The 20,355-nt window shown below is 45.2% G+C and carries 33 protein-coding genes and 1 other RNA gene; 1 reads left to right on the top strand and 33 read right to left on the bottom strand.

What is annotated here, in order from left to right; translation table 11 throughout:
* Positions 1 to 70 precede the first annotated feature (70 nt).
* The 31 genes from RDS42_RS01435 to RDS42_RS01585 form a co-directional block, all read right to left on the bottom strand.
* Positions 71 to 478: a hypothetical protein gene (locus RDS42_RS01435; RefSeq protein WP_308782024.1), complete on the bottom strand. Its 408-nt coding sequence runs from the start codon at positions 476 to 478 to the stop codon at positions 71 to 73.
* A gap of 9 nt (positions 479 to 487) precedes the next feature.
* A complete protein-coding gene (locus RDS42_RS01440; RefSeq protein ID WP_308782025.1) occupies positions 488 to 922 on the bottom strand; it encodes a phage tail tube protein in 435 nt (144 codons plus the stop codon).
* A gap of 13 nt (positions 923 to 935) precedes the next feature.
* Complete coding sequence (locus RDS42_RS01445) at positions 936 to 2,006, bottom strand: phage tail sheath subtilisin-like domain-containing protein (protein ID WP_308782026.1); 1,071 nt, start codon at positions 2,004 to 2,006, stop codon at positions 936 to 938.
* 5 nt (positions 2,007 to 2,011) lie between these two features.
* Positions 2,012 to 2,467: a DUF6838 family protein gene (locus tag RDS42_RS01450; protein WP_107435404.1), complete on the bottom strand. Its 456-nt coding sequence runs from the start codon at positions 2,465 to 2,467 to the stop codon at positions 2,012 to 2,014.
* Positions 2,468 to 2,477: 10 nt separating this feature from the next.
* Positions 2,478 to 2,912: an HK97 gp10 family phage protein gene (locus tag RDS42_RS01455; RefSeq protein ID WP_308782037.1), complete on the bottom strand. Its 435-nt coding sequence runs from the start codon at positions 2,910 to 2,912 to the stop codon at positions 2,478 to 2,480.
* The gene (locus tag RDS42_RS01460) at positions 2,872 to 3,234 is read right to left on the bottom strand and encodes a hypothetical protein (RefSeq protein WP_107435402.1); all 363 of its coding nucleotides are present in this window, start codon (positions 3,232 to 3,234) and stop codon (positions 2,872 to 2,874) included. Before RDS42_RS01460 ends, RDS42_RS01455 begins: the two co-directional genes overlap by 41 nt.
* Entirely contained in the window at positions 3,231 to 3,599 is a 369-nt protein-coding gene (locus RDS42_RS01465; protein WP_308782027.1) for a translation initiation factor 2, read from the bottom strand. Before RDS42_RS01465 ends, RDS42_RS01460 begins: the two co-directional genes overlap by 4 nt.
* 12 nt (positions 3,600 to 3,611) lie before the next feature.
* Positions 3,612 to 3,992, bottom strand: a complete 381-nt coding sequence (locus RDS42_RS01470; RefSeq protein WP_308782028.1) for a hypothetical protein — start codon at positions 3,990 to 3,992, stop codon at positions 3,612 to 3,614.
* 17 nt (positions 3,993 to 4,009) lie between these two features.
* A complete protein-coding gene (locus RDS42_RS01475; protein ID WP_308782029.1) occupies positions 4,010 to 4,936 on the bottom strand; it encodes a hypothetical protein in 927 nt (308 codons plus the stop codon).
* A 14-nt stretch (positions 4,937 to 4,950) separates the two neighbouring features.
* Entirely contained in the window at positions 4,951 to 5,592 is a 642-nt protein-coding gene (locus RDS42_RS01480; protein WP_308782030.1) for a DUF4355 domain-containing protein, read from the bottom strand.
* Positions 5,593 to 5,900: 308 nt separating this feature from the next.
* Positions 5,901 to 7,349 (bottom strand): minor capsid protein, encoded by a 1,449-nt coding sequence (locus RDS42_RS01485; RefSeq protein ID WP_308782031.1) that lies wholly within the window; start codon positions 7,347 to 7,349, stop codon positions 5,901 to 5,903.
* Positions 7,330 to 8,706 (bottom strand): phage portal protein, encoded by a 1,377-nt coding sequence (locus tag RDS42_RS01490; protein WP_308782032.1) that lies wholly within the window; start codon positions 8,704 to 8,706, stop codon positions 7,330 to 7,332. The genes RDS42_RS01485 and RDS42_RS01490 overlap by 20 nt, the downstream gene beginning before the upstream one ends.
* A 12-nt stretch (positions 8,707 to 8,718) precedes the next feature.
* Complete coding sequence (gene terL, locus RDS42_RS01495) at positions 8,719 to 10,476, bottom strand: phage terminase large subunit (RefSeq protein ID WP_308782033.1); 1,758 nt, start codon at positions 10,474 to 10,476, stop codon at positions 8,719 to 8,721.
* Between the two features lie 278 nt (positions 10,477 to 10,754).
* Positions 10,755 to 11,324 carry a transcription termination/antitermination NusG family protein gene (locus RDS42_RS01500; protein ID WP_308782038.1) on the bottom strand — a complete coding sequence of 190 codons (570 nt, stop codon included), beginning with the start codon at positions 11,322 to 11,324 and terminating at the stop codon, positions 10,755 to 10,757.
* A 6-nt stretch (positions 11,325 to 11,330) separates the two neighbouring features.
* Complete coding sequence (locus tag RDS42_RS01505; protein WP_107435394.1) at positions 11,331 to 11,891, bottom strand: phage protein Gp27 family protein; 561 nt, start codon at positions 11,889 to 11,891, stop codon at positions 11,331 to 11,333.
* A gap of 2 nt (positions 11,892 to 11,893) precedes the next feature.
* A complete protein-coding gene (locus RDS42_RS01510; protein WP_107435393.1) occupies positions 11,894 to 12,232 on the bottom strand; it encodes a type VI secretion protein in 339 nt (112 codons plus the stop codon).
* 13 nt (positions 12,233 to 12,245) lie between these two features.
* Entirely contained in the window at positions 12,246 to 12,599 is a 354-nt protein-coding gene (locus RDS42_RS01515) for a hypothetical protein (RefSeq protein WP_107435392.1), read from the bottom strand.
* A 100-nt stretch (positions 12,600 to 12,699) separates the two neighbouring features.
* Complete coding sequence (locus RDS42_RS01520; protein WP_107435391.1) at positions 12,700 to 13,023, bottom strand: Mor transcription activator family protein; 324 nt, start codon at positions 13,021 to 13,023, stop codon at positions 12,700 to 12,702.
* The gene (locus RDS42_RS01525) at positions 13,023 to 13,511 is read right to left on the bottom strand and encodes a regulatory protein GemA (RefSeq protein ID WP_107435390.1); all 489 of its coding nucleotides are present in this window, start codon (positions 13,509 to 13,511) and stop codon (positions 13,023 to 13,025) included. Before RDS42_RS01525 ends, RDS42_RS01520 begins: the two co-directional genes overlap by 1 nt.
* Positions 13,512 to 13,528: 17 nt before the next feature.
* Complete coding sequence (locus RDS42_RS01530) at positions 13,529 to 14,185, bottom strand: hypothetical protein (RefSeq protein WP_107435389.1); 657 nt, start codon at positions 14,183 to 14,185, stop codon at positions 13,529 to 13,531.
* Complete coding sequence (locus RDS42_RS01535; protein WP_107435388.1) at positions 14,182 to 14,421, bottom strand: AbrB/MazE/SpoVT family DNA-binding domain-containing protein; 240 nt, start codon at positions 14,419 to 14,421, stop codon at positions 14,182 to 14,184. Before RDS42_RS01535 ends, RDS42_RS01530 begins: the two co-directional genes overlap by 4 nt.
* On the bottom strand, positions 14,396 to 14,632 hold the full coding sequence (locus RDS42_RS01540) for a hypothetical protein (protein WP_107435387.1): 237 nt from the start codon (positions 14,630 to 14,632) through the stop codon (positions 14,396 to 14,398). The genes RDS42_RS01535 and RDS42_RS01540 overlap by 26 nt, the downstream gene beginning before the upstream one ends.
* Before the next feature lie 82 nt (positions 14,633 to 14,714).
* Positions 14,715 to 14,984, bottom strand: coding sequence for a Mu transposase C-terminal domain-containing protein (locus tag RDS42_RS01545; protein ID WP_308782034.1), 270 nt, complete (start codon positions 14,982 to 14,984; stop codon positions 14,715 to 14,717).
* A gap of 11 nt (positions 14,985 to 14,995) precedes the next feature.
* Entirely contained in the window at positions 14,996 to 15,151 is a 156-nt protein-coding gene (locus tag RDS42_RS01550; protein WP_156834694.1) for a hypothetical protein, read from the bottom strand.
* Entirely contained in the window at positions 15,148 to 15,324 is a 177-nt protein-coding gene (locus tag RDS42_RS01555) for a hypothetical protein (protein WP_166434530.1), read from the bottom strand. Before RDS42_RS01555 ends, RDS42_RS01550 begins: the two co-directional genes overlap by 4 nt.
* Positions 15,321 to 15,500 (bottom strand): hypothetical protein, encoded by a 180-nt coding sequence (locus tag RDS42_RS01560; RefSeq protein WP_107435385.1) that lies wholly within the window; start codon positions 15,498 to 15,500, stop codon positions 15,321 to 15,323. The genes RDS42_RS01555 and RDS42_RS01560 overlap by 4 nt, the downstream gene beginning before the upstream one ends.
* Before the next feature lie 17 nt (positions 15,501 to 15,517).
* On the bottom strand, positions 15,518 to 15,745 hold the full coding sequence (locus RDS42_RS01565; RefSeq protein WP_308782035.1) for a hypothetical protein: 228 nt from the start codon (positions 15,743 to 15,745) through the stop codon (positions 15,518 to 15,520).
* Positions 15,746 to 15,854: 109 nt separating this feature from the next.
* A complete protein-coding gene (locus tag RDS42_RS01570) occupies positions 15,855 to 16,154 on the bottom strand; it encodes a hypothetical protein (RefSeq protein WP_107435383.1) in 300 nt (99 codons plus the stop codon).
* A gap of 118 nt (positions 16,155 to 16,272) precedes the next feature.
* A complete protein-coding gene (locus RDS42_RS01575) occupies positions 16,273 to 17,241 on the bottom strand; it encodes an AAA family ATPase (protein WP_227064260.1) in 969 nt (322 codons plus the stop codon).
* Complete coding sequence (locus RDS42_RS01580; protein ID WP_308782036.1) at positions 17,238 to 19,190, bottom strand: Mu transposase C-terminal domain-containing protein; 1,953 nt, start codon at positions 19,188 to 19,190, stop codon at positions 17,238 to 17,240. The genes RDS42_RS01575 and RDS42_RS01580 overlap by 4 nt, the downstream gene beginning before the upstream one ends.
* Before the next feature lie 13 nt (positions 19,191 to 19,203).
* Positions 19,204 to 19,268: hammerhead ribozyme type II (locus tag RDS42_RS01585), an RNA gene on the bottom strand.
* A 52-nt stretch (positions 19,269 to 19,320) separates the two neighbouring features.
* Between RDS42_RS01585 and RDS42_RS01590 the strand changes: the two genes are divergently transcribed.
* Positions 19,321 to 19,536: a hypothetical protein gene (locus RDS42_RS01590; protein ID WP_107435380.1), complete on the top strand. Its 216-nt coding sequence runs from the start codon at positions 19,321 to 19,323 to the stop codon at positions 19,534 to 19,536.
* Between the two features lies 1 nt (position 19,537).
* Here RDS42_RS01590 and RDS42_RS01595 read toward each other — a convergent pair whose 3' ends face one another.
* Entirely contained in the window at positions 19,538 to 19,999 is a 462-nt protein-coding gene (locus RDS42_RS01595) for a hypothetical protein (RefSeq protein ID WP_156834697.1), read from the bottom strand.
* Positions 20,000 to 20,009: 10 nt separating this feature from the next.
* Positions 20,010 to 20,240 carry a helix-turn-helix transcriptional regulator gene (locus tag RDS42_RS01600; RefSeq protein ID WP_107435378.1) on the bottom strand — a complete coding sequence of 77 codons (231 nt, stop codon included), beginning with the start codon at positions 20,238 to 20,240 and terminating at the stop codon, positions 20,010 to 20,012.
* Positions 20,241 to 20,355: the final 115 nt, after the last annotated feature.

Below are 20,355 nucleotides of genomic sequence, written 5' to 3' on the forward strand. Positions count from 1 at the left end.
TGGAGCAGATACTCCAGCTTGAAGCCTTTTTGAATATAATAATGCAGGAAATAACACTCACCGTCTTGGTCTATGAGTTTTTTTGTTCTTCAACAACCGTCACTTTTTTACTTCCGATCACACCGGACAATTTCATAATTTCCGTAGCAATGGATGTAATCTCATTCATCTCGAAAATATCAACCACTTCCGGATAGGTCTTGATCTCGCCCTGATCCTTTAATTCCATTGCGACCGCCCTTAAATCAGGCTCAACAACTGCCAGATAAATACAATACTTATCAGATGCGTTCGGATCTTGCTTATCATCAATCTCCGTGCATTCCACAATTTCCGGATAGTTCAGGTTCCGGATCTTGATGTTCTGGTCAATGCTCGGAACATATAAAGTCTCGTACTTTGTAACCTTTTTATCCTTTAATCTCTGAACAGCCTTCGCTGTAAAGGCTTTGAAAATATCTTCTTTCTTTTTTTCCATAGCAACCTCCTACGCAACAGCATCCAAATTCTGCAGATCAGAAGGTGTGAATCCGATAGAAACTTCTTCCTCGATAATTCCACCCTTCTCCCAGTTCACAACCGGAATCTCATTGTGCCATACATTATCACAAGCCCAGCGTTCGATCTGACCTCCAACAGCATCAGGATCCGCCAGCTTCGCAATAACCTCTGCACGGACATCCATGCCCTTTTTCCAGTTCTCCAAGATTTCCTTTGCTCTGGTATATACCTTTTTCACGGTATAAGAACCTTCGCCCTTCAGACCGGTAATCTTGCTGTCCACATCAATTCCCATCTGCACATCCTCACGGTTAGCAGTTACTTTCATTTCAATTTTGGAGAATTCAAAAATCTTCTCTCCGTTGATCCAGAGTTCTCCCCATGTTCCGGAGAGAGTCTTATTACCTCTGATAACTTCCATATCCGTTTACCTCCTACATATTGACATTCATTTTCAGATCTTCCATTGCGTTTACAAACTTTACATTGCTAGCGATAAATACCTTTGTTCCGGTGTTAGCTTTAGCAACTGCAATATCATCCATCTCGGAAGTATCCATTCCTCTGCTCTCCAGATAAGTACGCTGTGCATCGATATCAATCGCCACCACATTATCATAGGATTTATCCAGCACATTGCCGAGTAGCCCTTTGTGGTAAGCACCAATGGCAGCCACGAGCATCTGCTTTCCATCGTAGTCATTGATGATCTTGCCGACATAGCTTTCCTCATAGGTTTCCCTGATGTCATCCATGTATAAGTCCATTCCTTCTACAATCTTGATAAAACGGACATCCTCTGTCTTTTCTGTCGTGAAACTGACAAGGCTGTTCACGCCTCGCCCAATCTTGTACTTCCTTCCATCAAAGACAATGACCAGCTCACCAGCATTGATACGATCATCCGGATCGTCCGGAGTTTCTGCTTCAGAAATATCGTCCAATACATAATATGTGCTGCTTCTTGCAAGGGAAAGCCCTGCAAGTACCCCGGCAATTCTCGCACAATACTCAGCTGCAGTATGCTTTGCGCCGGTAATGGTCGTGGAGATATTCTCTGTTGTGAGATTGATGATTCCTTCATGATCTCCCTTACAGTGTGCCAGAACCGCCTTGAAGGTCTTTCTCTCATCATCACGGTACTGCTTGATCCACGCTGAGATTGTTGTTGTATCAGTAGAACCAAGACCGGGAATGGTAAGGTAGTTCCATTTCAGATCTTTCAGCTTCTTAAGTTCAGCATTGTACCCTTCTGCATTTTCTGCTCTGCGGATTGTAATGACAGTAGACGGAGCTCCAGCGAACACCAGCTTCAAATAGTTGTAGTTCTGCTCTGTCCAGTTCTGAAAATCAACCTCATCCACCTTCTTGTAAATATTCAAGTCTTTTCCACCTTCGGTACCGTCCGTGAGAATCATGGCAACGATACCCCTTGCACTTCTTTCAATGGCAGACACTGCTTTTCCACTGAAAATCATGCTAAAACTCGGTAATCCTAAACTCATTTAAATCACACTCCTTTTCTAATAGCCACTTCCAGCTCTCCCATCGGTTCAAACTCATTCGTCTGCTCCCGTGCCTGACGGAAGTTTATGGTAAAACTGTAATGCAGCACATGGTCTGATACTTTCATATTGGCATCATTGATGGTTATGTTCCTGTCTCCAAAACTGAACACCGGGCGGACAACCGCATCAATCTCTGCCCCTTTAATCAAATAGGCGGTATTGCTCTCGCTTTTCTCGTGGTAAGCAATATCAACCAACACTCCCATATCCGTAAAAAATCTGTCGACTGTCTCGTTCCCATTCGGGATGATATCTACGAAGTAATAGGTTTCTGGTTCATCAAGCCCATGCTTTTCTTCCGTGCCTTTTATTTCCTCGTAAAAGACATCGGTATCCGGATCAATCCCTTTCAGCAATGCTGTGATTGCATTTTTTATCTGGATAATCGGATGTTCCATAGTCCACCTCCTAAAGTTCATGAGTATTCAGAAAGTCATTCATCCACTCCCGGAGATAACCGGGAAGGTGTTTCTGCACTTCCTGAAGGGAAAGCTCCATCATGTGGGCTCCTTTTACAAAGCCCTTTCCACCTCTTGTCTGGTGTCCATATTCCACCGGCTCGACATACTCCACGTTGTTATAGACCTCGATGTAATATTCATTGCCTCGCTTTTCTATACTCCCAACGTGCCACTCATTCCGCAAGTGTCCAGTCTTAACCGGAGTGTTATCCTTGACCTTTCCCTGAAGCTGAACCGCCAAATCAATAACCATCTCCCGGAACTCAGCCGGGTACTGGCTCTCTATGGCTTGTGAGAGTCGTTTCTCCCATTCTTCCAGCCCCTCCAGCTTATACTCAGTATTAAACAGTTTCCTTGTCCAACTTGACCGGGATATTATTATGAGACTTCATGCACTCAGGAAAACCTGCAACCGCTTCAATTTTCTTTCCAAAGTGCGTGATCACAAGGAAATCATTGGTCTGGATATCAACTTCCGGACGGGTAAACAGACAAAAAGTTGTTTCCGTCTTCGCAGTAGATTTCGATTGCTGCAGCTTTCCACCTGTATGTGTAGACAATGCGCATTCCACATCTTCATACACAACTTTTCCATCCAGACCGCTTTTAAAAACGCTTTCTCCACCCGGAAGGGTATCTTTGAAAGCTCTGTAAACGGTCACGGTATCTTCGTATGTTGTTGCAAGGATATCAGCTTCTGTCATTTTGCTAAATCCTTCGGCAGATTTATTTTTTTAAAACGGTTAAGGGATTTTTCATAGTTCTTCATAAAATCAACAGTGGCTTTCTGATTACCACTTCCGTCACGATAAGAAATGGCGGTATCACCACGATTGATACTCGCCACTTCCTTCTCGCCGGTCTTTACCAGATCAGCCTTCAACATATCTTCAGCAATCTGTGCTGCAGTGCTGAGAAGCTGCTCCGGCAGATCTTCACGGTTGCAATAAATCAGGATCTTATCCACTGCCCTTTTGACATACCTTCTGGCTGACCGTTCTTCCGTTTCTGACATCTTCATGCTGTCCATCACTTCCGCTACCAACCAGTCCTCCTGCTCCTTTGTCATGGCAGTTCCTCCTTATTTTTTCTCTGCAGCCTTATTTTTCTTCAAAGCAGCCTCCAGCTGTTCCTTCGTGCCAGAAAGTTCAGCTTCCAGAGTAGCGATCTTTTTATCAGCTTCTTCTGCGTATTTAGAAGCCTCCTCCAGCTTTTCTTTCGTTGAAGTCAACTCCTTTTCCAATTCTCCCCTTCTAGCATCCGACGCTTCAATGACTTTTCCTGCTTTTAAAAGCTGCTCTTTCAATTCATTGATCACAGCTTCAGATGCGGCATTACTTTCTGTTTTATTCGTAACTGTTCCATCTGTTCTGACAAACCCCTTGGCTTCCAGAGCCTTGGCTTTGTCCTCGGAATCAACACGCTTCACTACATTCGCTCTCTTTAATTCGATCTCGCTCATGGTCTACTCCTTTCCCCCTAGGCTAATTCTTCTTTCACATTAACAAAGCACTGTTCCACCTTACGAGCAGGAATCCAGATATCGTGGAACTTACGATAATCCATCGCCCATGCTCTTGCCTTCTGGTTGGTTTCCGGATCAAAAATTCTCATTTTATCCGTCTTGGACACTGCAATAGGTGCCTTTCTCGGAGTGATGATCCAGTTGATGCTCTTGCTGTTTTCAGTAGGAGCAAAACCACCAGCTTCCTGACCGGAAGTCACGCCATCCTTGAAAAGGTACTCCGTCTTCATTCTGTCGGAGCTTACCGGGATTAAAGGATGGATACCATCCAAGCTGCGAACCTTAAGAGTTACATCTCCCTGCTTGAAATCGGTTATATCCAGCTTCTTTGAGAGCTTTTCGGACATGCTTAAGATTGCTGCTACCATGGAATCAATGGTGATAACCAGCGGTGTGTTCTGTCCAACGATCGCCTGAACAGCTGCAATATCATAGTAAAGTTCCTGAAGAATGGTTGCTTCATCAGCGGTATAGCCTCCGGATGCCTTGCCCTTCTTGATACACGCTGCAGCGATGGTACTGTAACGATATGCATCAATCTCAGGAACAACCTTGGTTCTCTGGAACTCGCCCATAACAGTGGATGCAGTCAATACAAAATTTGTCTCATCCACATCGTTCTCATCAAAACTGAAAGAGCGTCCTCTGTCCTGAGTCATCTTCTTGGTTTCATACTGGAAATTCACGCTGCCCTGCACAAATCCATTGGTGTGATCATAATCAGCCATTCCGTCCATATCGAGACTCGGAATCTTGACCTCCGCACCACCGGTGTACTTAACCAACTTCTCATTTACTTCCATCCAACCGGAAGTAGCCTGCTCCACTGCAGCCTTGTCTAACTCGCTCTGAATAATTGTTGCGGTTTCAATGGTATTCATTTACTTTCTCCTCCTTATAATCCTCTGACATTTCTTGCGATCTGGTCTCTTAACAGATTTTCAGCAGAAGCTGCTCCGCCGAGTCCTTCCGGTGTCTTACCCTTCAACCGGGACTGGATTGCCACTGCCAGACTGTCCTTAAAAACCTTTGTGGTATTCTTCAGGGTTTCTTCCATGCGCTCCTTGCTGGAATAGTCAAGCACATCTGCAAGACCAACCGGGAATCCATCCGTTTCCAGAGATTTAGTCGCACTCTCTCTCAGCTCTTTCTGCAAGAGCTGGCTTCTCAAACTGGCAATCTCGGAGTCTTTTTTCTCCTGCTCCTCTTTTGTCTTTTCCTCCGGAGTGAGTTTTTTGACACGCTCTGCCTCCGCAGCTTCATCTAACCACTGCTGTTTCGCAGCTTCGATGGCAGCATCTACATCTGCCTGAGTGAAGGATTTCTCCTCTTCAGCTTTTTCCGCTACAGGATCTCCATCCTTTTTTTCAGGTTCAGCCCCTTCAGCTTTCTTTCCACCGCCAAAAAGTCCATCAATAAACTTCTGGAGGGTACTTACTTTCTCCGGTGTACTTTCCGCTGTCTGCTGTCCCTGCGTTTCTGTTGCAGTGTTCTGAACTTCCTGCTCAGTACCCTGCATGGTGGTTGTTCCATCCATCTTTTTTACCTCCTGGTCTAAATTTTGTATAACAAAAGCACCATTTAAAATGCTTTTAAACGATGCTTGAGTCCATATTTTTTGCAATTAAATAAGCACCCGGCTGGGTGCTTATTTGCTCTTGTGTTCGCAATATTTTTTATTATAATTTCCGGTACCCGGAAAAGACTGTTTTAGCTTCTCCTTTGGTATTCCCTCCGGATGTTTCTCGCATTTTCCGAATCCGTAATGATATTTACACGAATTACACTCGCTATTAACTGGTTTCGGTGCATCACTCCACCGTTTATCTGAATATGGATTGCTCATTATATTTCCTCCATGTAAATCACGTTATTAACCACCTTGGATATGTAGAACATCGAATCTCTTTCAAACAAAATCTCTTTTTCCTGAGAGTTAAATTTCCGTATATCTCGCCCGGTCTTTGATGTAATAACATACTGAATCGGGAAACTGTCATCATATACCTCAGTGGAACTTGAAAGAAATTCAGGAAAACTAATTTCCATACCGGGCTTATGCCCCACAATAAACTCCTGCACATCTGGTATTCCAAAATCAGAAACAGAGCGATATAACACTCCCTGATAGGTCGGCATCTTCTGAAGAGCTGAATCCAGATTGCTAATCTGTTTCTTTTCTTCCTTCGTCAGTTTGACGCCCCTTCTCAGCTTGTCATTCCACGTGTATGCCTCGCTGCTTATATAGCTATTTATTGCGTGCTGTTCATTCTCTGATAGTTTTATTATAGGTTCCGGAGCTGGAGTGTCAACATATTTCTTCTTCCACTCCTCAAACTTCGGATTGCTCTCCAGTGGATTCACTCCTTCCCGGTCTTTAAATAAATCAATCTTTGCTTTTGCCTTGATTGTGCATTTACAATTCGGATGAATCGGTGGTAGATTAAGCCCCGGCTCTGCCTCATCCAGCGGAAAAGATTGTCCATTTAATTCCATACATATTTCGCAACCACCTCCAAGAAAAGTATACTCTTGAATTCCCATTTCCCTATAAGAAGCAAGTTCTCCCTGATTAGAGAAATAGCTGCTCTCCGTCCGGACAAGCCTTTCTGCAGCATAGCGTCCCTTGCCCATGACATCATTGATTTCCTTTGCCATCTTCTGTACGCTGGAGCCATTCATAAATCCCATCGTCAGCTCTCTCTTGGCGAGAGTGGCAAGTTTATCAGTATTTTCCCACAGTGCTTGCGAGTAATTCTTTCCAGACCACGGATGCTTCAGTATCCTTTGGAGCATCTTCACATCTACCTTGGAAACATTGAATCCAACACCAAGGATGCTCTGCACATCATAACAGCCCCGGTAATAATTGGTCTTGAACATATCACCCAGCAGATCTGTTATCTTCGTTTCCGTATCCCTCGACAGTGTTATCATTGTCTGGTAAACGGTAGCAAGCATCTGCTCCTTTCTGCTGATCCGCGACTTCATTGCCAGCGTGTTCAGTTCCAGAAGTGTCTTGGAATCCCCTTCAGCTTCCTTCAGGTATTCTTCAATCCCCTTTTTCCATCGGGAATATTCACTTCCGGTCAGCAGCTTGGAAGCCTCTGCATTCGTCAGACCATTCTCCGTGGCATATTTTTGAAACATAGAATTGATTTCCGTTTCAAGCGTCCATGCTGCTTCATCAAAGAGAAACATTATCTCTTTTATGGATTGGTCTGTAATCTCTGCATTATTGAGAACCCTCTGCTTGGCTCGCTCAATCCACTCGTTACGTTCCTTCTGGCTCATCCGTTACCGCCTCCGTTCTGTCAGCTGCACCCTGAAAAGCCTTGGTAAAATTCTTATATACTCCGAAGTCTTCCTGCTCCTTGTTCTTTTCTTCCTCCAGTTTTCTCAGCTCATCCTGGACATTTTCAACACCTGGCATCAGCTGCAGTCTGGTCTCCCTTGAAAGGTCATTTGCCAGCATCGTGACAATCTGTGCTGTTTCCATATCATTCTGAGGACGGTTCCTGCGGAATTTTGGAACAATGTCTCTGTAATCATAATTGTGCCCCATGATGTTCAAGATATTTGTGATCAGCTCAATCCTGCGCTGCAGTCCTTTCTTGAACTTCCGTTCCTTAATCGAACATATCTGCTCCAGTCCCCATAATTTATAGGATATAGCCACTCCGGATAGGTTTCCTCCAAAAGACTCATCACACATATGTGGCACATTGGCTCCAGTGTGAATATCCTCACGGAGCCGGTTCTTATAATTTTCCAGTGCAGTATCATCAATCGTCTTCAGGAGCCAGTCCACATCTCCTCCATCCTCCAGAATGATAGCTCCTTTTTCCTTCATGTCAGCAATGTCCTGACTGCTGACATCTCCAAGTTTTAAAACCTTTAAAATGGCATCATCATTATACTGGAAATAGTTTGCAGTGTTACTCTGCACCTTGTTATAGGCATCAATCTCCGTAATGACACCCTCAAAATCTCCAAGCCTTTCCTCGTTGTTGATGTATTCCACAAACGGAACGTCCTGCCAGTAATGTTCCTCAACTGCTATCATGTTCAGGTATCCATTATTCAATGACTGGAATCGCATCACAAGACTGGAATTCCAGAACTCCACCTTCCTGATTACGTTGTCATCCTTATCCTTTGAAATAATGGTTCGGATAAATGCCATCGGAGTGGAAAATCCACTGTCCGTCTCGCAAATCATAATTCCGTTAGCAGCCGGAACCCTCGCAAGCCTTATCTTGGCATCCTCATCCAGATAGAGCATTTCAAAGCAGCTTCCGCAAATGCTGCACTGCTTCGCCAGCTCCATGTTGTGATCCTGCTCATCGTTGTAATCAAAAATATCCTGCACTGTCTGCAGGTATTCATCATTCTGGGAGTCATAGACAATCGGCTCACCCACGAAGTAACCGGTGGCGGTATCCGTGATGTATTTTGCCATATTATTGACCAGACGGTTGTTCGGAGCTGTGCTGTCCTTCTTGTTTTCTCCAAGGATTCTATGATTGCCAACATAGTAATCATGCAGCATTCCGTATTTTACATCCGTGCTGTTCTCATTGATGATCTCACGGATATCTTTTTCTGTCAGGCTTTCAATGGAAGCCCTGTCCATATAAATAACCGGCATGACCGTTACCTCCTACAATCCTAATTTCCCTTTATCCAGCACCCGGAACCGTTTCATCTTCTTGGCAATCGTTCTGCATCCTTCCAGAGCATCCACACCATCATCGTGCGCTCCCATCGGGAAGTGTTCCATCTGCTCCAGCAGTCTCTTGTGCCTTTTATTGAACTTGATGTAATGGTTCTTTACATCCGGCTGCATCGTCTGTATACGCATTGTCTTATCGCTGGTCTGCGGTACCTCCTCGATCGGAAGGTATAACCCAGCTTTTGCAGATGCCTTTGCCAATTCTTCCTTCAGGAACCACTGGAACTGCACCGTCTCAGCTCCGAACTTCTTATAGCCCCTGCCATAATCCCTGCGGAGCATCTTCTCCTTCTCCAGAATGTCACCGATAATTTTATCCGGATGTCTGCGTTCGATATCCGCATCCATGACATACATATACCCGGATACTTTGTGCTTCGCCAGCGTGATGATGGCGGAAAAGTCGCTGTGCTTGGTCTTTCCAAGTGACGGATCGACAAAGCCAAAGAAAAGGAAGTCCCGGTTCTTGAAGTCGATTTCTGCTTCATTATAGAATTCAAACCATTCAGGATTGAAAATACAGTCTTCCGGATTGATAGGCTCGTTCTGTTCCTCGGAGTTGAAGGATGCCTCGCCTTCTGTCAACCTCATAACCATCAGATCATAATAAGACAGTTTCTCCTCCCACAGAACCTCCGTGCCTTCCAACATCTTCTCCCGGTGCCTTTCAAAAAACTCTCTCGCATCGGCTTCGTGGTTCTCGTTTGAAAGGTCTGTGTAAATCTCCTCCCATTCCTTCCATAGATCCTCTTCGTTGGAAAAAGAAATGACCGCCTTGTATTTAATGGCTTTATATCCCGGATTGTTCAGGGTTTTCGCCAGAAGGCTGTCATAATGCAATAATGTTCCAATATAGATAATGTCCGTGTAATCATCACCGGCTTTTGAAACAGCTTTTAAAAACCAGCTTTCAAGTTTCTTTCGCTGCTCCGGTGTCCGAACGTTCTCGTCATTTTCAATATCATCCAGAACCAGAAGGTCTGGTCTCCAGTTTCTGTGTTTTCTGCCTCGGATCTTCTTTCCCGATCCGATTGCCTCAACTTTGATGTTGGTGCTTGTGATCAGTACGTTGCTTCTCCAGACTTTTCCGATCAGGCTCCCGAAGTCCTCCTTCAGAGCTTCGTTCTCCTCAAACTCTACCCTGATGTTATCGAGAAATCCCTCAGCCTGTTCTGAGCTGTCGGATATGATAATCGGATAATGCTTGTATTCATAAACTATGGCATGAATGCTGCCTTTAAAAGTAAGGCTCGTGGACTTTGCGTGTCCACGTGGAGCTGCGACCACTCGTTTGGTTCCATTCATCCGGCTGATCTTCTTTACCTTTGCCGGTGTAGTCGGATATTCCCCTTTCAAAACTCCTTGCTGCCATATATTATCCAGTTCCCGGTGAAATTCCGGGGATGGTCTGGAAAAATAATGTGGAAAGTATGCCCTGCCGAAAAATTCCATATCAATGGCTCCCAGCCTCTGGCGGATGCCTCCTTTTCCGGTAAGCGGTGCCCCGGATTCATAATCTTTCAAAATCTGCACACGTTCCGGAGAACTGTCCTTTTTTAAAAAGATGTTTAAAAGGCTTTTTAAATCGCTTGTAACAGCCTCGGTATCATCATAGAAGCTCTTGCTCTCAGCCTCTGCCATCGCTCCGATCAGAACACCGATGCTTTCTTTTTTTCCTGCTCGCACGCCCACCACCTGCCTTTCCGTAAAATTTTAAGGCTCATATTTGCCCCATATTTGCATTTTTGTGTTTCAGTGATAATTTCCCCCACTTTCATCATTCAAACGATTTTAAATGGGTTTAGCGTGTTTTTAAACGGTGTTTTTACACCATTCAAAAAAGAGAACTGCCAGAACAAGCCCGATGGGTAGGCTTCGCCACCCAACCAGTGTACTTTTTCTGCTCAGTTCCCTTTCTCTATGTCCGCCAGCTTCCGGCATCGGGACGAATCAACCGTATGCCATCAGGTGGCTTCTTTCAAAACCGCTTGTGCTACACCCTCTGCCCCATCCCTGCCAGCCCCGGCAAGGCTTAGTTCCTCATCTTCCTCCAGCCGGATGCTCAACTGGACTTCCTTTTTCTCATTACAGATCGTAATCTCAAAGCTTGCTTTCCTGCTCCGCTTATCATACTTGATGATGCGGTTTTCAAATTTTTCAAGAACACCTTTCACAACCTCATAATTTCCATCGCCCAGAGCCCTGACCACTGTAGGTTCAATCGGCTGGTTATTCTCCCCAGTCAGCAGCATGATCCACTCTGCCTCCAGATAGGAAAGTCTTGACGGATTCCTGTTGTCTCCAAGAAACTGGATCACTCCCGGAATTCCCTTAACCTTGTAATAGTTATCCGCATTGTAATTCATGTTCAGGAATACATATCCGGCAAACAGGATGTATTCTCTCTGTGACCATGAACCTCCGGAGCGTATCAGACGATTTTCCTTCGGGACAAGAGCACGGATGCCCTGCTCTTTCAATTTCCCGGCAATATCATCTTCCTTGCCGGTCATAACTTGAATTACATACCACATCACCTTTTATCCCTCCAGTCCTTCGTTTTTCTTCTTGTTCAGGTATGCACTCACCTGACGGTAGAGTTCCGGATTTTCCTTCGCCATAGCCTCAAATACAAGGCTCTTGACTGCCTCCAGTCCGGCTTCGTAATTATCACGATTCTGTACTTCAATCCGCTTCTTATAAGCAGCTGCCCGGATGAGACCATTGGTCTCCTTGATCAGCTTCTCAATCGGCACTTCCTTCATCTGCTCCTCATCCACGTTGGTAAGGGCATTCATGACATGATGGCTCGCCAGACGGATGAGTGCCTCCGAAGTGTCCAGATCCGGATACCGGTTCATTTCATCCATCAGCATGGAGAAATTGCTCTGTGCCACCGTTATCATCTCCACAGTGGCAAGATACTTCTTTGCATAAGTACAGATCGCCATCTGTGACATTTCTTCGCCATTCTCTTTCAGGAATGCAACAATTTCTTTATATGTGCAGCCGGTCAGGAGCATCTGCTCCACAGTGTCCTTCAGTTCTGGCGGTAATCTGTCCACCTTGCCGGTGCTGCGTCTTCTCTCTTTCTGTTCCATCGTTAATCGCCAAGATCAACCATGTTATCAGCAATTCCACCGCCAAGGAGCCGGATGCCTTTGCCTGTGACTTTGGCTTCCAGTGTCTGATAATCATAATCTGCAAGTGTTGCAGCTTCATGTGTATGGATGTCTCGCAGACTGATGTAACCTTCTTCTGCGAGGAAATTTACGCTATCCACGAATTCCTGTCTTTCAATGCCTTCATAACTAACCGCTTTTTCCACGCTACGGAGTGCATTGTATTTTTCACGAAGCAGGTTGATGGTTGATAAAACCCTGCCATTGTTCATTGTAAAGTTGCCAGCCCTAAGCTGTCTTTTTTCTGTTTCTCTGCCCATTTATCTCGACCTCCTATTTCTGCAGCATAAGCTCCAGCATTTGATCCAGCTTTCTGTCCATCTTGTTCATTTCCCGGATAAAATCATCCTTTGTCAGATACTCAGCCTTGATCTGTTTAATATCCATCCTGCACTCATCAAAATCCTTCTCGTGCATTTCCTTGGGTGTATAATCATCCCTGATTTTCTGAATCTGCCCTTCCAGCTTTACAGTCTGTTCTTTTTGTTCTGCCTTGGTCTGCATCTGATTGAACATCTCCTGAATTTTCGCTCCCTGATTGTCCACCTGATTCATTGTCCTTTTCAGGAAATATGTGATTACACCGATTCCCAGTGTGATTGCTGTCGTAATAATCCATTCGTTCATCCGTTTCACCTCGCATACAAAAAAAGATACACCTGCGTGTCTAACACAAGTGTATCTCCTGAATTGCAAATATTAAAATAAAGTACTTAAGAAGATAAATTTATTTTAAAAAGTCCGTAAGGTTCATCTGACCGTCTATCGGTCTTGCTTTGATTTCCTTTGTTTTATCTAAAACTATATTGCGAATCCACGTTTCTGTCAATCCAAATTTCAGAGCCAGCTCTCTGTAATTTCCTCCGTCAAACTCCTCTTTGATCATTTCGTCACGAACCGCTTTTTCCAGACTTTCAATTTTCGGAATGTAGATGGACGTGCCATTAAAAGCCCTTACGAGGCTCTTGAAAGCCTCCAGCCCAATCAGTTCCGCAAGCATTTTCTGCTCCTCGTCCAGATTTTCCATTTGCACCTTTTCCAGCAAGTCCACTATGCCTCGCCTCTCTTTCTGGCACTTGCCACATATCTCTTTAAAATCTCGATCAGGTTATTCCCCTGCTCAAAGGTTATCCATGCAAATGGGTTCTTGGCAATGGCATCCGCACCAAATTCCTTTTTGATGACCGCACAAAGTCTGTCCCCCAGCTGCACATCGTTTGGCACCTCATCGTATTTCTTAAGCTCATACATGAGATACCAGATTTTTTTCTGTTGACCGGATGTGACTCCGCCCGGTCTGCTCTGATGTTCCTTCGGCTTTTTGCTTCTCGGCTTTGGAGAGGCAGTTTTCCCCTGCAGCTCCTCCAGACGTGCAATCACTGCGCAAGCCTCTTGGTATGTAAGACTTTTTATGGATTCTTTTCCGGTCACACCTCCCACCAGCACATGGAGTTCATCCTCGTTTCCGGATGCCTTAATGCCAAGTGCATTGCCGATGGCATATATTTTTCTGATCTGAAACTGCTCTATCGCTCTCATCTGCCTCTCCTTTCCGGTTATTCCGTTTTCTCAGCCTCCACCGTTACCTTGATGCCCTCATCCACGATAATGGCTGCCCGGATGATTTCAACAGCCTCCTGCGGTGTTCCTTTCCACTCTGCTGACTTTAATATCTGCAGCATCCATTCCCAGTTGATGATCTCCGCAGTCAGATATGCCCAGTCGCTGGCTTCCTGCTCCGGCAGCCCCACCAGCTTCATCAGGGTCTCTGTATCCTTTTCATACTTGCCCTTCAGCTTCTTTTTCAGGGTACGCTGGATCTTCTCATCAGTTGTGATTGCCTTGATTGTCTCGTCCAGGCTTCCCTCGGTGTAATTGCCCATGAACATCATGGTAAACAGTCTCTTGCATGGATCCGTCATCTTGTATGTGGTATCCTCTTTCACAAAATCCCCGAACACATCACCCAGCAACTTCTTAACCATTGTCATGGAGACCGGTTTTACAGTCTCGCTGTTTCCGACCACAACCTTGGAATTGTTGCTGCCCCAATAGTCAATGGTCTTTTTCTTGGTGTCCCTCAGGTCATCCGTTGCCAGCTTCTCGAACCACGCTTTGATCTCGTCAATCTCTGCCTTGATTACACTCTGCTGGCTGGTCAGCTCCACTAACCGGTCAGCCTTTGCTTTGATTTCCATTACATCTGACATCATCTGAATACCTCCGCAATCTTGGCTGCACATTTCCTGCAGATCTCAATACCACAGACCATTTTCACATCATCCACCGTTCCGCAATGGAAACAAGCCGGAACATGCTTCTGAATGTGGATGCCGTCTTCATTCGTTGTAATGTCAACCGGAACTCCCGGAAGAATGCCGGTCTCCTGACGGATACCTCTTGGGATGGTCACTCCACCACCCTTAGTCACTTTTTTGCTTGCTTGCATCTCGTGCCCTCCTTTTGATTTTTACTGACACAACCAGCTCATCCAGCCGGTTCATGTGTACCATGCTTCTTTCAGAGAAGATCACATAGAAGGCTCCATGACTGTACTGATATCCCGTCACAGTCCGGTATTCTGTTGTAAATTCATCCGTAAAGCCGACCTCAGCTCCAACCGGATACTGCAGGATTGTCCGTATAATCCTTGCTATCATGCCATTCTCCTCTCCCACTCTGCATTTTATGGGCTTGTGACCATCACCTTGCGGTGGCTGCATTAAGAGGGGCAAATGCCCCTTATGTAATTTTTCTGCCATACCGGTGTCCCTTTTCCGGCTTTTCAATCTTACAGATCAGTGTGAACACTGCTTCGATTTTTTCCTCTTCGGATAATTTGTCACTGTTTAACTCATAGATGAACAGCATCTTTCCGTTATCCCTGATATAAACCGTCTGCTCCGTATGACAGAGCATCGGATCTGCCGAATAGGTCGCTCCGAACCAGCGGATGCTTCCTCCCGGACTGATCGTTCTCGGCTCAAAGTACATTTCTTCTCTTAATACCATCCTGCACCTCCTTACTTTGGCTTCGTGTATCGGTACGTGGTACCGTCTTTTCTGGTTGCAATCATAATCTTGGCTTTACCTTCCCGGATCAGGTTGGCACACAACCTTGCCTCTTCCCATCCTTTCCGAATTTCCTCCGGAACCTTAACATCTGATTTCTCGCTCATTTCTTCGCCTTTCTGATAGTCTTTGTTTTTCCACTCCTCCTCTGCAGGGCAATTTTGCTTACAATGACCATCTCCTCTGGAGTGTCCTTAACAATCAGCCACTTTTCAGAATCCAGCCCGGTATCCTGCAGAAACTTCTTTTGTGCCAGTGTCGGCTTCTTTCCATTCTTCACTTATCCACCTCCGCAATCTTTACCACTACACCATGCCTTTCACTCTCTGTAACCTTAAACCGGAATCCATTATCTTCTGCCTCTTCCTTCTTTCCAGCAAGGTACATTCCAGCTCGTAGCAATGCTGCATAATCTGTCAGTGTGGTGTAATTCCTCACCGTAATCTTTCCCGGCACCTCATCACCTCCCGACCTCAACTGTGTGTTGCATTGAAATTTTCCATCGCCCATCGGTTTCCGGTGGATTGTACCAACCTTCTTGTGCGTTCTGCCGGATCAATTCTCTTTCTGTCATTCATCCTCGGTATACTCTCAATAGCTTCTCTCATACCGCAATCCGGGCAGATATCCGTTTTATTATCCACCCTCGACAATGCCGGACGTCCAGTGTATGGTTTCCGGCACTTAGGACATACCACCATGCCTGAATCCTCCTTTTATTCAGTTTTGCCTCACTCTGCATTTCATGGGCTTGTGACCATCACCATTCAGTGGCTGCATTAAGGCTGGGGCATAAGCCCCGGCACATTGTTATCTATCCGGAAACGTGAATTTGCATTCGCATACCGGATGCCTAATGATCAGCGTTTTCTTTTCCAATCCCTCACGGTACCCTTTCATGTATGAGTAATAGTTACTCCTCTGGATACGCTGATTCCATCCTATTAACCATCCTGATATTGCAGATACTGCAACAATCAGCAGTACCAGTACCACACCGGCTATTCCAGTATGCAAGCCGAATACAATCATAAACATAAGAGCCATCAAGATTGCACCAGCAGCTACACCGACCAAAATTGCGGTACTTCTTTCTTTAGGGTTCTTCATTTTGCATTTACCTCCGTTTTCTCTTACTTCTTGTCCTTTTTATTCCCGATATATGCCAGTACAATCAGCGTCAGGCATATCGCAGTCACGATATAACACTTTTCCATGTCCTGCCCTCCTATATGAAGCGGATTCCCATTGTATTTGCCATTTTTTCCAGCCCCTCAAAGGAAATATCCTCATTGTTGACTGCGTTATTGAACACACTCACCATTCCACGAATTCCCCATTTGCTGTGGCTGATGCTCAGAAGGTAGTCAATCTCTTTCTGCATTCCCTTCTCTTCCAACACCGGGAAGAATTTGACAACGTCTTCTCTCTGGATATCCGATGTGCGGTACCTTCCATGGAGCTTCGTGCGGTTGAACTGCTGGGCGAAAATTGCTTCCTGCTTTCCGAGCATCTTATTGTAGACTTCCACATTTCCGATGAGTACGATTCCAATACCCGGCTTTCCGGTAAATATATCTTCATCTACCCACCCTCTGATTTCTTCCAGAGTGAGGAATTTAAGATTCTGTGCTTCATCGATAATGATAACCTTATCAGTCTCTCTGAGCTTCTCCTGAATGGATACCGATAAATCCTCGGTGCGCTGGTTTTCAGGGAGTTTTAATGTCTTTGCAATCATCTTTAAAAGGCTTCTTGTTGAGCCGGTACTCGGTGTTGCTTTCACATAAACTGTTGTTGAAGGATTGTCCTGCAGGAACTTGGCTGCTGCTTTCGTCTTTCCGATCCCGGCATCCCCATCAATAACTACAATTCCCTTCTCCAGCTGGCAGTACCGGATCAGCTTGTACGCTTCCTCGGAAATGGTTGTCGGTATGTACCCGGCTGAAGTCTTGGTTCTGAAAGGTTCCGCTTTCTGCGCATTCTGTGTTTTCTCTTCCTGAATCTGAAAGAACTCCTTCAGCTTATTTTCCACCGCCTCAATATCTCCCTTATCGTACATACTTCTGCGGTACTGGCTGAGTGCTGCCTGACTGATTCCAAGAATCGGGGCTGCCTTTGCCTGACTCAAATTTTCGTCCTTCAGGAACTTCTCTAATCTCTCCTGAAGCTTTGTGTTGTACTGTTTACTCATCATTTACCTCCTCGCCTTATGGCTGCATTTCTATTCATTACATCAAGGTCTGCACCGCCAACCACTTTCTTGAATACTGGTTCTTCGTCTGCCCTCTGAACCTCAAGCAGGGATGGATTCGGTTTGCCCTGATAGTTCGCTTTGTTTCGCTCGGCTTGCTTAAGCACAAGCTCCATTGCAGTAATCTTGTCCACATCTGCCAGAATAGCGTTTTCCTTGTATTCCCTTGCGATACGCTCCAGCCTTCTGGTCTTCGCCATCGCTGCCTTGACATCATCCTTGCTGGCATTGTAGGAAAGAACTGCGGTATTGTCTGCAGGTACCGACATAATGTAACGGTCTTCCAGATCGTAAATTCTGACCTCGCTTAAATTCTCCGGATCATAACGGAAGTAAACTTTTTTTCCGAGCATCAGATGTACAAAATCATCATTCCAAAAGTCGATGCGTCCACCTCCAATATCCAAGTGAACTCCTCGCCTTGTAACCTGCTGCGGTCTAGTGCTTCTCATCAGCATGAGGTTAAGCTCCTCAGCCGATGCCACACGTTTCCGCTTCAGATGCTCGTTGAAAACATCCGTCTTGCATTTTCCCTTGTCGGCTTCCACAGCTCCGTTGTAGGCTTCCATGTTGAAATACCACTCCAGAACCGCTGTCACATACTCCTCAAATTCCTCATCCGTATAAATCTGCTCTTTCTTCAGTACGAATTTCAATCGCTCCGGCTTCTCCACCACACTTCCTCCGGTGTAGGTATTAAAAAGCCTTGAAAGGTCATTTTTAACATCCTCAAACCGTCTCTCGATGATTTTTGCCTTCGCATTCCGGACAATCGCATTTGTCATGTTAATGCCAAGTCTCTTGAATACTCCCGGTGGCTCAAATTTCTCCTCGCCATCCTTTGGTTTCTTCTTACGGTGTCCCAAGCCTCCGATATCGAAGGTCAGGAACTCTCGACCATTATCCACGTAGATGTTATCCGGTATGCCATATTTGAGGATTCCCTTCCGCAGTGCTATCAGTGTAGCCTCGGAGCAGGGATTGTATGTAATATGGAATCCGGTAAAAATACCGCTTCGTGCATCCAGAAATGCTGTCAAATAAGGTCTGTGGATGTTTCCATTCTTGTCCTTTACCATGACATCAAAGGTATGGTTATCAGCAATCCACCACTCATTGCTTTCGATATCCTCATAAATTCTGCGGATAAACGGAGCGCAGCGGTCATTGTAGGCTTTATGTCCCTCACGTCCCAGCACCTTGACACCTTCCGGCACCTCGTTGTTGAGTCTGCGGTAAAAAGCGGAATAGCTTGGAATGTCGGTGTATAAATCCGGTCTTTTTTCCTGAGCCCACATCTTGGTGTAGTCCAGGCACTTCTGGATCGGATGCTGGCTCTCATCAAGGTAGAAATACAGAAACGCCTGCCATATCGTATCATCAATGCTGCTGGTTCCCTTTTTCCATTTGCCCCTCTTGTCAATGAGACCGTCTAAATCATTTTCTTTAACCGCTTTCCACTTCCGGTACAGGATATCAACAGAAATCTCTTTGTCCGGATATTCCAGTCCACATAAAGTAACAAATTTCTTATCAACATCTGCTTTGCAGGTAACTCCCGGCTTCATCCGGTATTGCTGCCACTGCTCCACAAGGCTGATCCAAAAATCAATCTCCTGCCTTTCGCTTTCCGAGAAATGGTCTACCGCCTTTTTATCCGGTACCGGCTCCGGAGTGCTTATCTCCTCCGCCGGGTTCTCTAGATTCATCTGATACCATTTCTGCTGCAGCTCCTCATCCAGAGCCTCCAGCGGCACCAGATAGGTCTTTCTGTTTTTATCATTCAGGATTTCCTGCGCCTGAAGTTTACCTTCTTTAATTATTCGCTTCACATATTGATAACTGCATCCTTTGACCTCTGCCACCTGCTTTGCGGTAAGCATCTGTCCCATCTCATCACCACCTTACAGCCTGTCATCATCAGATGCAGGAGGCTATCCCTGCATGACCGGCTTACGCCGGTTTCGACTGTTCGCTTTTCAATTTTTCTGGTATAATCTCCGTAGAAAGGAGGTGTTTGCCATGACCGATATTGAGGCATTGAAGGAATCCGTTTCAGAAAAACTCTATGCCCAAGAACCTCTTGCTCAGGCTATATTGTCATATCTGAACAACTCAGACCCTGCTGCCCATCAAGCAATACTAAATCGCTTTGATGAAATCGTATCTGCACGTATTGATTGCCTCATTCAAGAAGCCCTCGAAAACGAAGCAAATACTGAAAAATGCAGGAAGTGATTTATCTTTGGAATATATGGAGTGGAGTTCCTGCTTCCGTGTACACCCTAATGAGCCAAGGTGTACACTCCGCAATTACTGTTTTCCCAAGATTGAGATGTACAAAATCATCATCCCAATACTCCACTCCATCAATTCTGATTCCTCTGCGAGTTACTCGCTGCCTTGAAAACATTGTTTTCATTTGAAAGAGCTTCACACGCTTCACTCTCATCAGCCAATCGCTCTCATCCTCGGTACACAAACCGTAATACTCATCCGTTCTGGTAAAGTGATATTCCACTCCGTAAAAGTGTTTGATCGCCATCCGGTACACTTCCCACTGTGCCTGACACCATGCCAGCGTTCTCAGTACTTCCTTATCCTCTCTATTTCTGCTCAGTGCATCATCCCATGCGGTAATTGTGCTTTCCAGTTCCCCTCCGAACTCCGTTTTCAAAAACTGCTCTTTATTCATTTTCATACGCTCCTCCTTAAATGGCTTTTAAAAACTCTTTAAAATCATCCACATCTCCATCCAGTTCCTCAATAATAGGAATGATGTATTTGTTTCCGGACTGCTTTCCGTGTGTTGCTTCGCTAATTCTTGCGTGTGGGATGCCCATCTGCCTAGCCAGCTCGTTCTGGGAAATCTCTTTCTCCACCAACCGTATTTTTACCCACCGTCTGAATTCAGCGAGATTACTTATTCTGTTATTTTTCAACTTCCACTCGCCCTCCTTTAGCGTTATCCGTTATTTTTTTCTGTACCGCTGTTACAAAATAACCTATTCAGTTATCATTTTTCGTGATATAATGGCTTTTGTATTATTGGTACAT

The sequence above is a fragment of the uncultured Blautia sp. genome, assembly GCF_902497045.1.
Lineage (GTDB): Bacteria > Bacillota > Clostridia > Lachnospirales > Lachnospiraceae > Blautia_A.

Excerpts from the sequence above, each read along its gene's own strand:
- RDS42_RS01435 (WP_308782024.1), bottom strand. The coding sequence starts at position 478 with ATGGAAAAAAAGAAAGAAGATATTTTCAAAGCCTTTACAGCGAAGGCT.
- RDS42_RS01440 (WP_308782025.1), bottom strand. The coding sequence starts at position 922 with ATGGAAGTTATCAGAGGTAATAAGACTCTCTCCGGAACATGGGGAGAA.
- RDS42_RS01445 (WP_308782026.1), bottom strand. The coding sequence starts at position 2,006 with ATGAGTTTAGGATTACCGAGTTTTAGCATGATTTTCAGTGGAAAAGCA.
- RDS42_RS01450 (WP_107435404.1), bottom strand. The coding sequence starts at position 2,467 with ATGGAACATCCGATTATCCAGATAAAAAATGCAATCACAGCATTGCTG.
- RDS42_RS01460 (WP_107435402.1), bottom strand. The coding sequence starts at position 3,234 with ATGACAGAAGCTGATATCCTTGCAACAACATACGAAGATACCGTGACC.
- RDS42_RS01465 (WP_308782027.1), bottom strand. The coding sequence starts at position 3,599 with ATGACAAAGGAGCAGGAGGACTGGTTGGTAGCGGAAGTGATGGACAGC.
- RDS42_RS01470 (WP_308782028.1), bottom strand. The coding sequence starts at position 3,992 with ATGAGCGAGATCGAATTAAAGAGAGCGAATGTAGTGAAGCGTGTTGAT.
- RDS42_RS01475 (WP_308782029.1), bottom strand. The coding sequence starts at position 4,936 with ATGAATACCATTGAAACCGCAACAATTATTCAGAGCGAGTTAGACAAG.
- RDS42_RS01480 (WP_308782030.1), bottom strand. The coding sequence starts at position 5,592 with ATGGATGGAACAACCACCATGCAGGGTACTGAGCAGGAAGTTCAGAAC.
- RDS42_RS01485 (WP_308782031.1), bottom strand. The coding sequence starts at position 7,349 with ATGAGCCAGAAGGAACGTAACGAGTGGATTGAGCGAGCCAAGCAGAGG.
- RDS42_RS01490 (WP_308782032.1), bottom strand. The coding sequence starts at position 8,706 with ATGCCGGTTATTTATATGGACAGGGCTTCCATTGAAAGCCTGACAGAA.
- RDS42_RS01500 (WP_308782038.1), bottom strand. The coding sequence starts at position 11,324 with ATGTGGTATGTAATTCAAGTTATGACCGGCAAGGAAGATGATATTGCC.
- RDS42_RS01505 (WP_107435394.1), bottom strand. The coding sequence starts at position 11,891 with ATGGAACAGAAAGAGAGAAGACGCAGCACCGGCAAGGTGGACAGATTA.
- RDS42_RS01510 (WP_107435393.1), bottom strand. The coding sequence starts at position 12,232 with ATGGGCAGAGAAACAGAAAAAAGACAGCTTAGGGCTGGCAACTTTACA.
- RDS42_RS01515 (WP_107435392.1), bottom strand. The coding sequence starts at position 12,599 with ATGAACGAATGGATTATTACGACAGCAATCACACTGGGAATCGGTGTA.
- RDS42_RS01525 (WP_107435390.1), bottom strand. The coding sequence starts at position 13,511 with ATGAGAGCGATAGAGCAGTTTCAGATCAGAAAAATATATGCCATCGGC.
- RDS42_RS01530 (WP_107435389.1), bottom strand. The coding sequence starts at position 14,185 with ATGATGTCAGATGTAATGGAAATCAAAGCAAAGGCTGACCGGTTAGTG.
- RDS42_RS01535 (WP_107435388.1), bottom strand. The coding sequence starts at position 14,421 with ATGCAAGCAAGCAAAAAAGTGACTAAGGGTGGTGGAGTGACCATCCCA.
- RDS42_RS01540 (WP_107435387.1), bottom strand. The coding sequence starts at position 14,632 with ATGATAGCAAGGATTATACGGACAATCCTGCAGTATCCGGTTGGAGCT.
- RDS42_RS01545 (WP_308782034.1), bottom strand. The coding sequence starts at position 14,984 with ATGGTATTAAGAGAAGAAATGTACTTTGAGCCGAGAACGATCAGTCCG.
- RDS42_RS01550 (WP_156834694.1), bottom strand. The coding sequence starts at position 15,151 with ATGAGCGAGAAATCAGATGTTAAGGTTCCGGAGGAAATTCGGAAAGGA.
- RDS42_RS01565 (WP_308782035.1), bottom strand. The coding sequence starts at position 15,745 with ATGGTGGTATGTCCTAAGTGCCGGAAACCATACACTGGACGTCCGGCA.
- RDS42_RS01570 (WP_107435383.1), bottom strand. The coding sequence starts at position 16,154 with ATGAAGAACCCTAAAGAAAGAAGTACCGCAATTTTGGTCGGTGTAGCT.
- RDS42_RS01575 (WP_227064260.1), bottom strand. The coding sequence starts at position 17,241 with ATGATGAGTAAACAGTACAACACAAAGCTTCAGGAGAGATTAGAGAAG.
- RDS42_RS01580 (WP_308782036.1), bottom strand. The coding sequence starts at position 19,190 with ATGGGACAGATGCTTACCGCAAAGCAGGTGGCAGAGGTCAAAGGATGC.
- RDS42_RS01590 (WP_107435380.1), top strand. The coding sequence starts at position 19,321 with ATGACCGATATTGAGGCATTGAAGGAATCCGTTTCAGAAAAACTCTAT.
- RDS42_RS01595 (WP_156834697.1), bottom strand. The coding sequence starts at position 19,999 with ATGAAAATGAATAAAGAGCAGTTTTTGAAAACGGAGTTCGGAGGGGAA.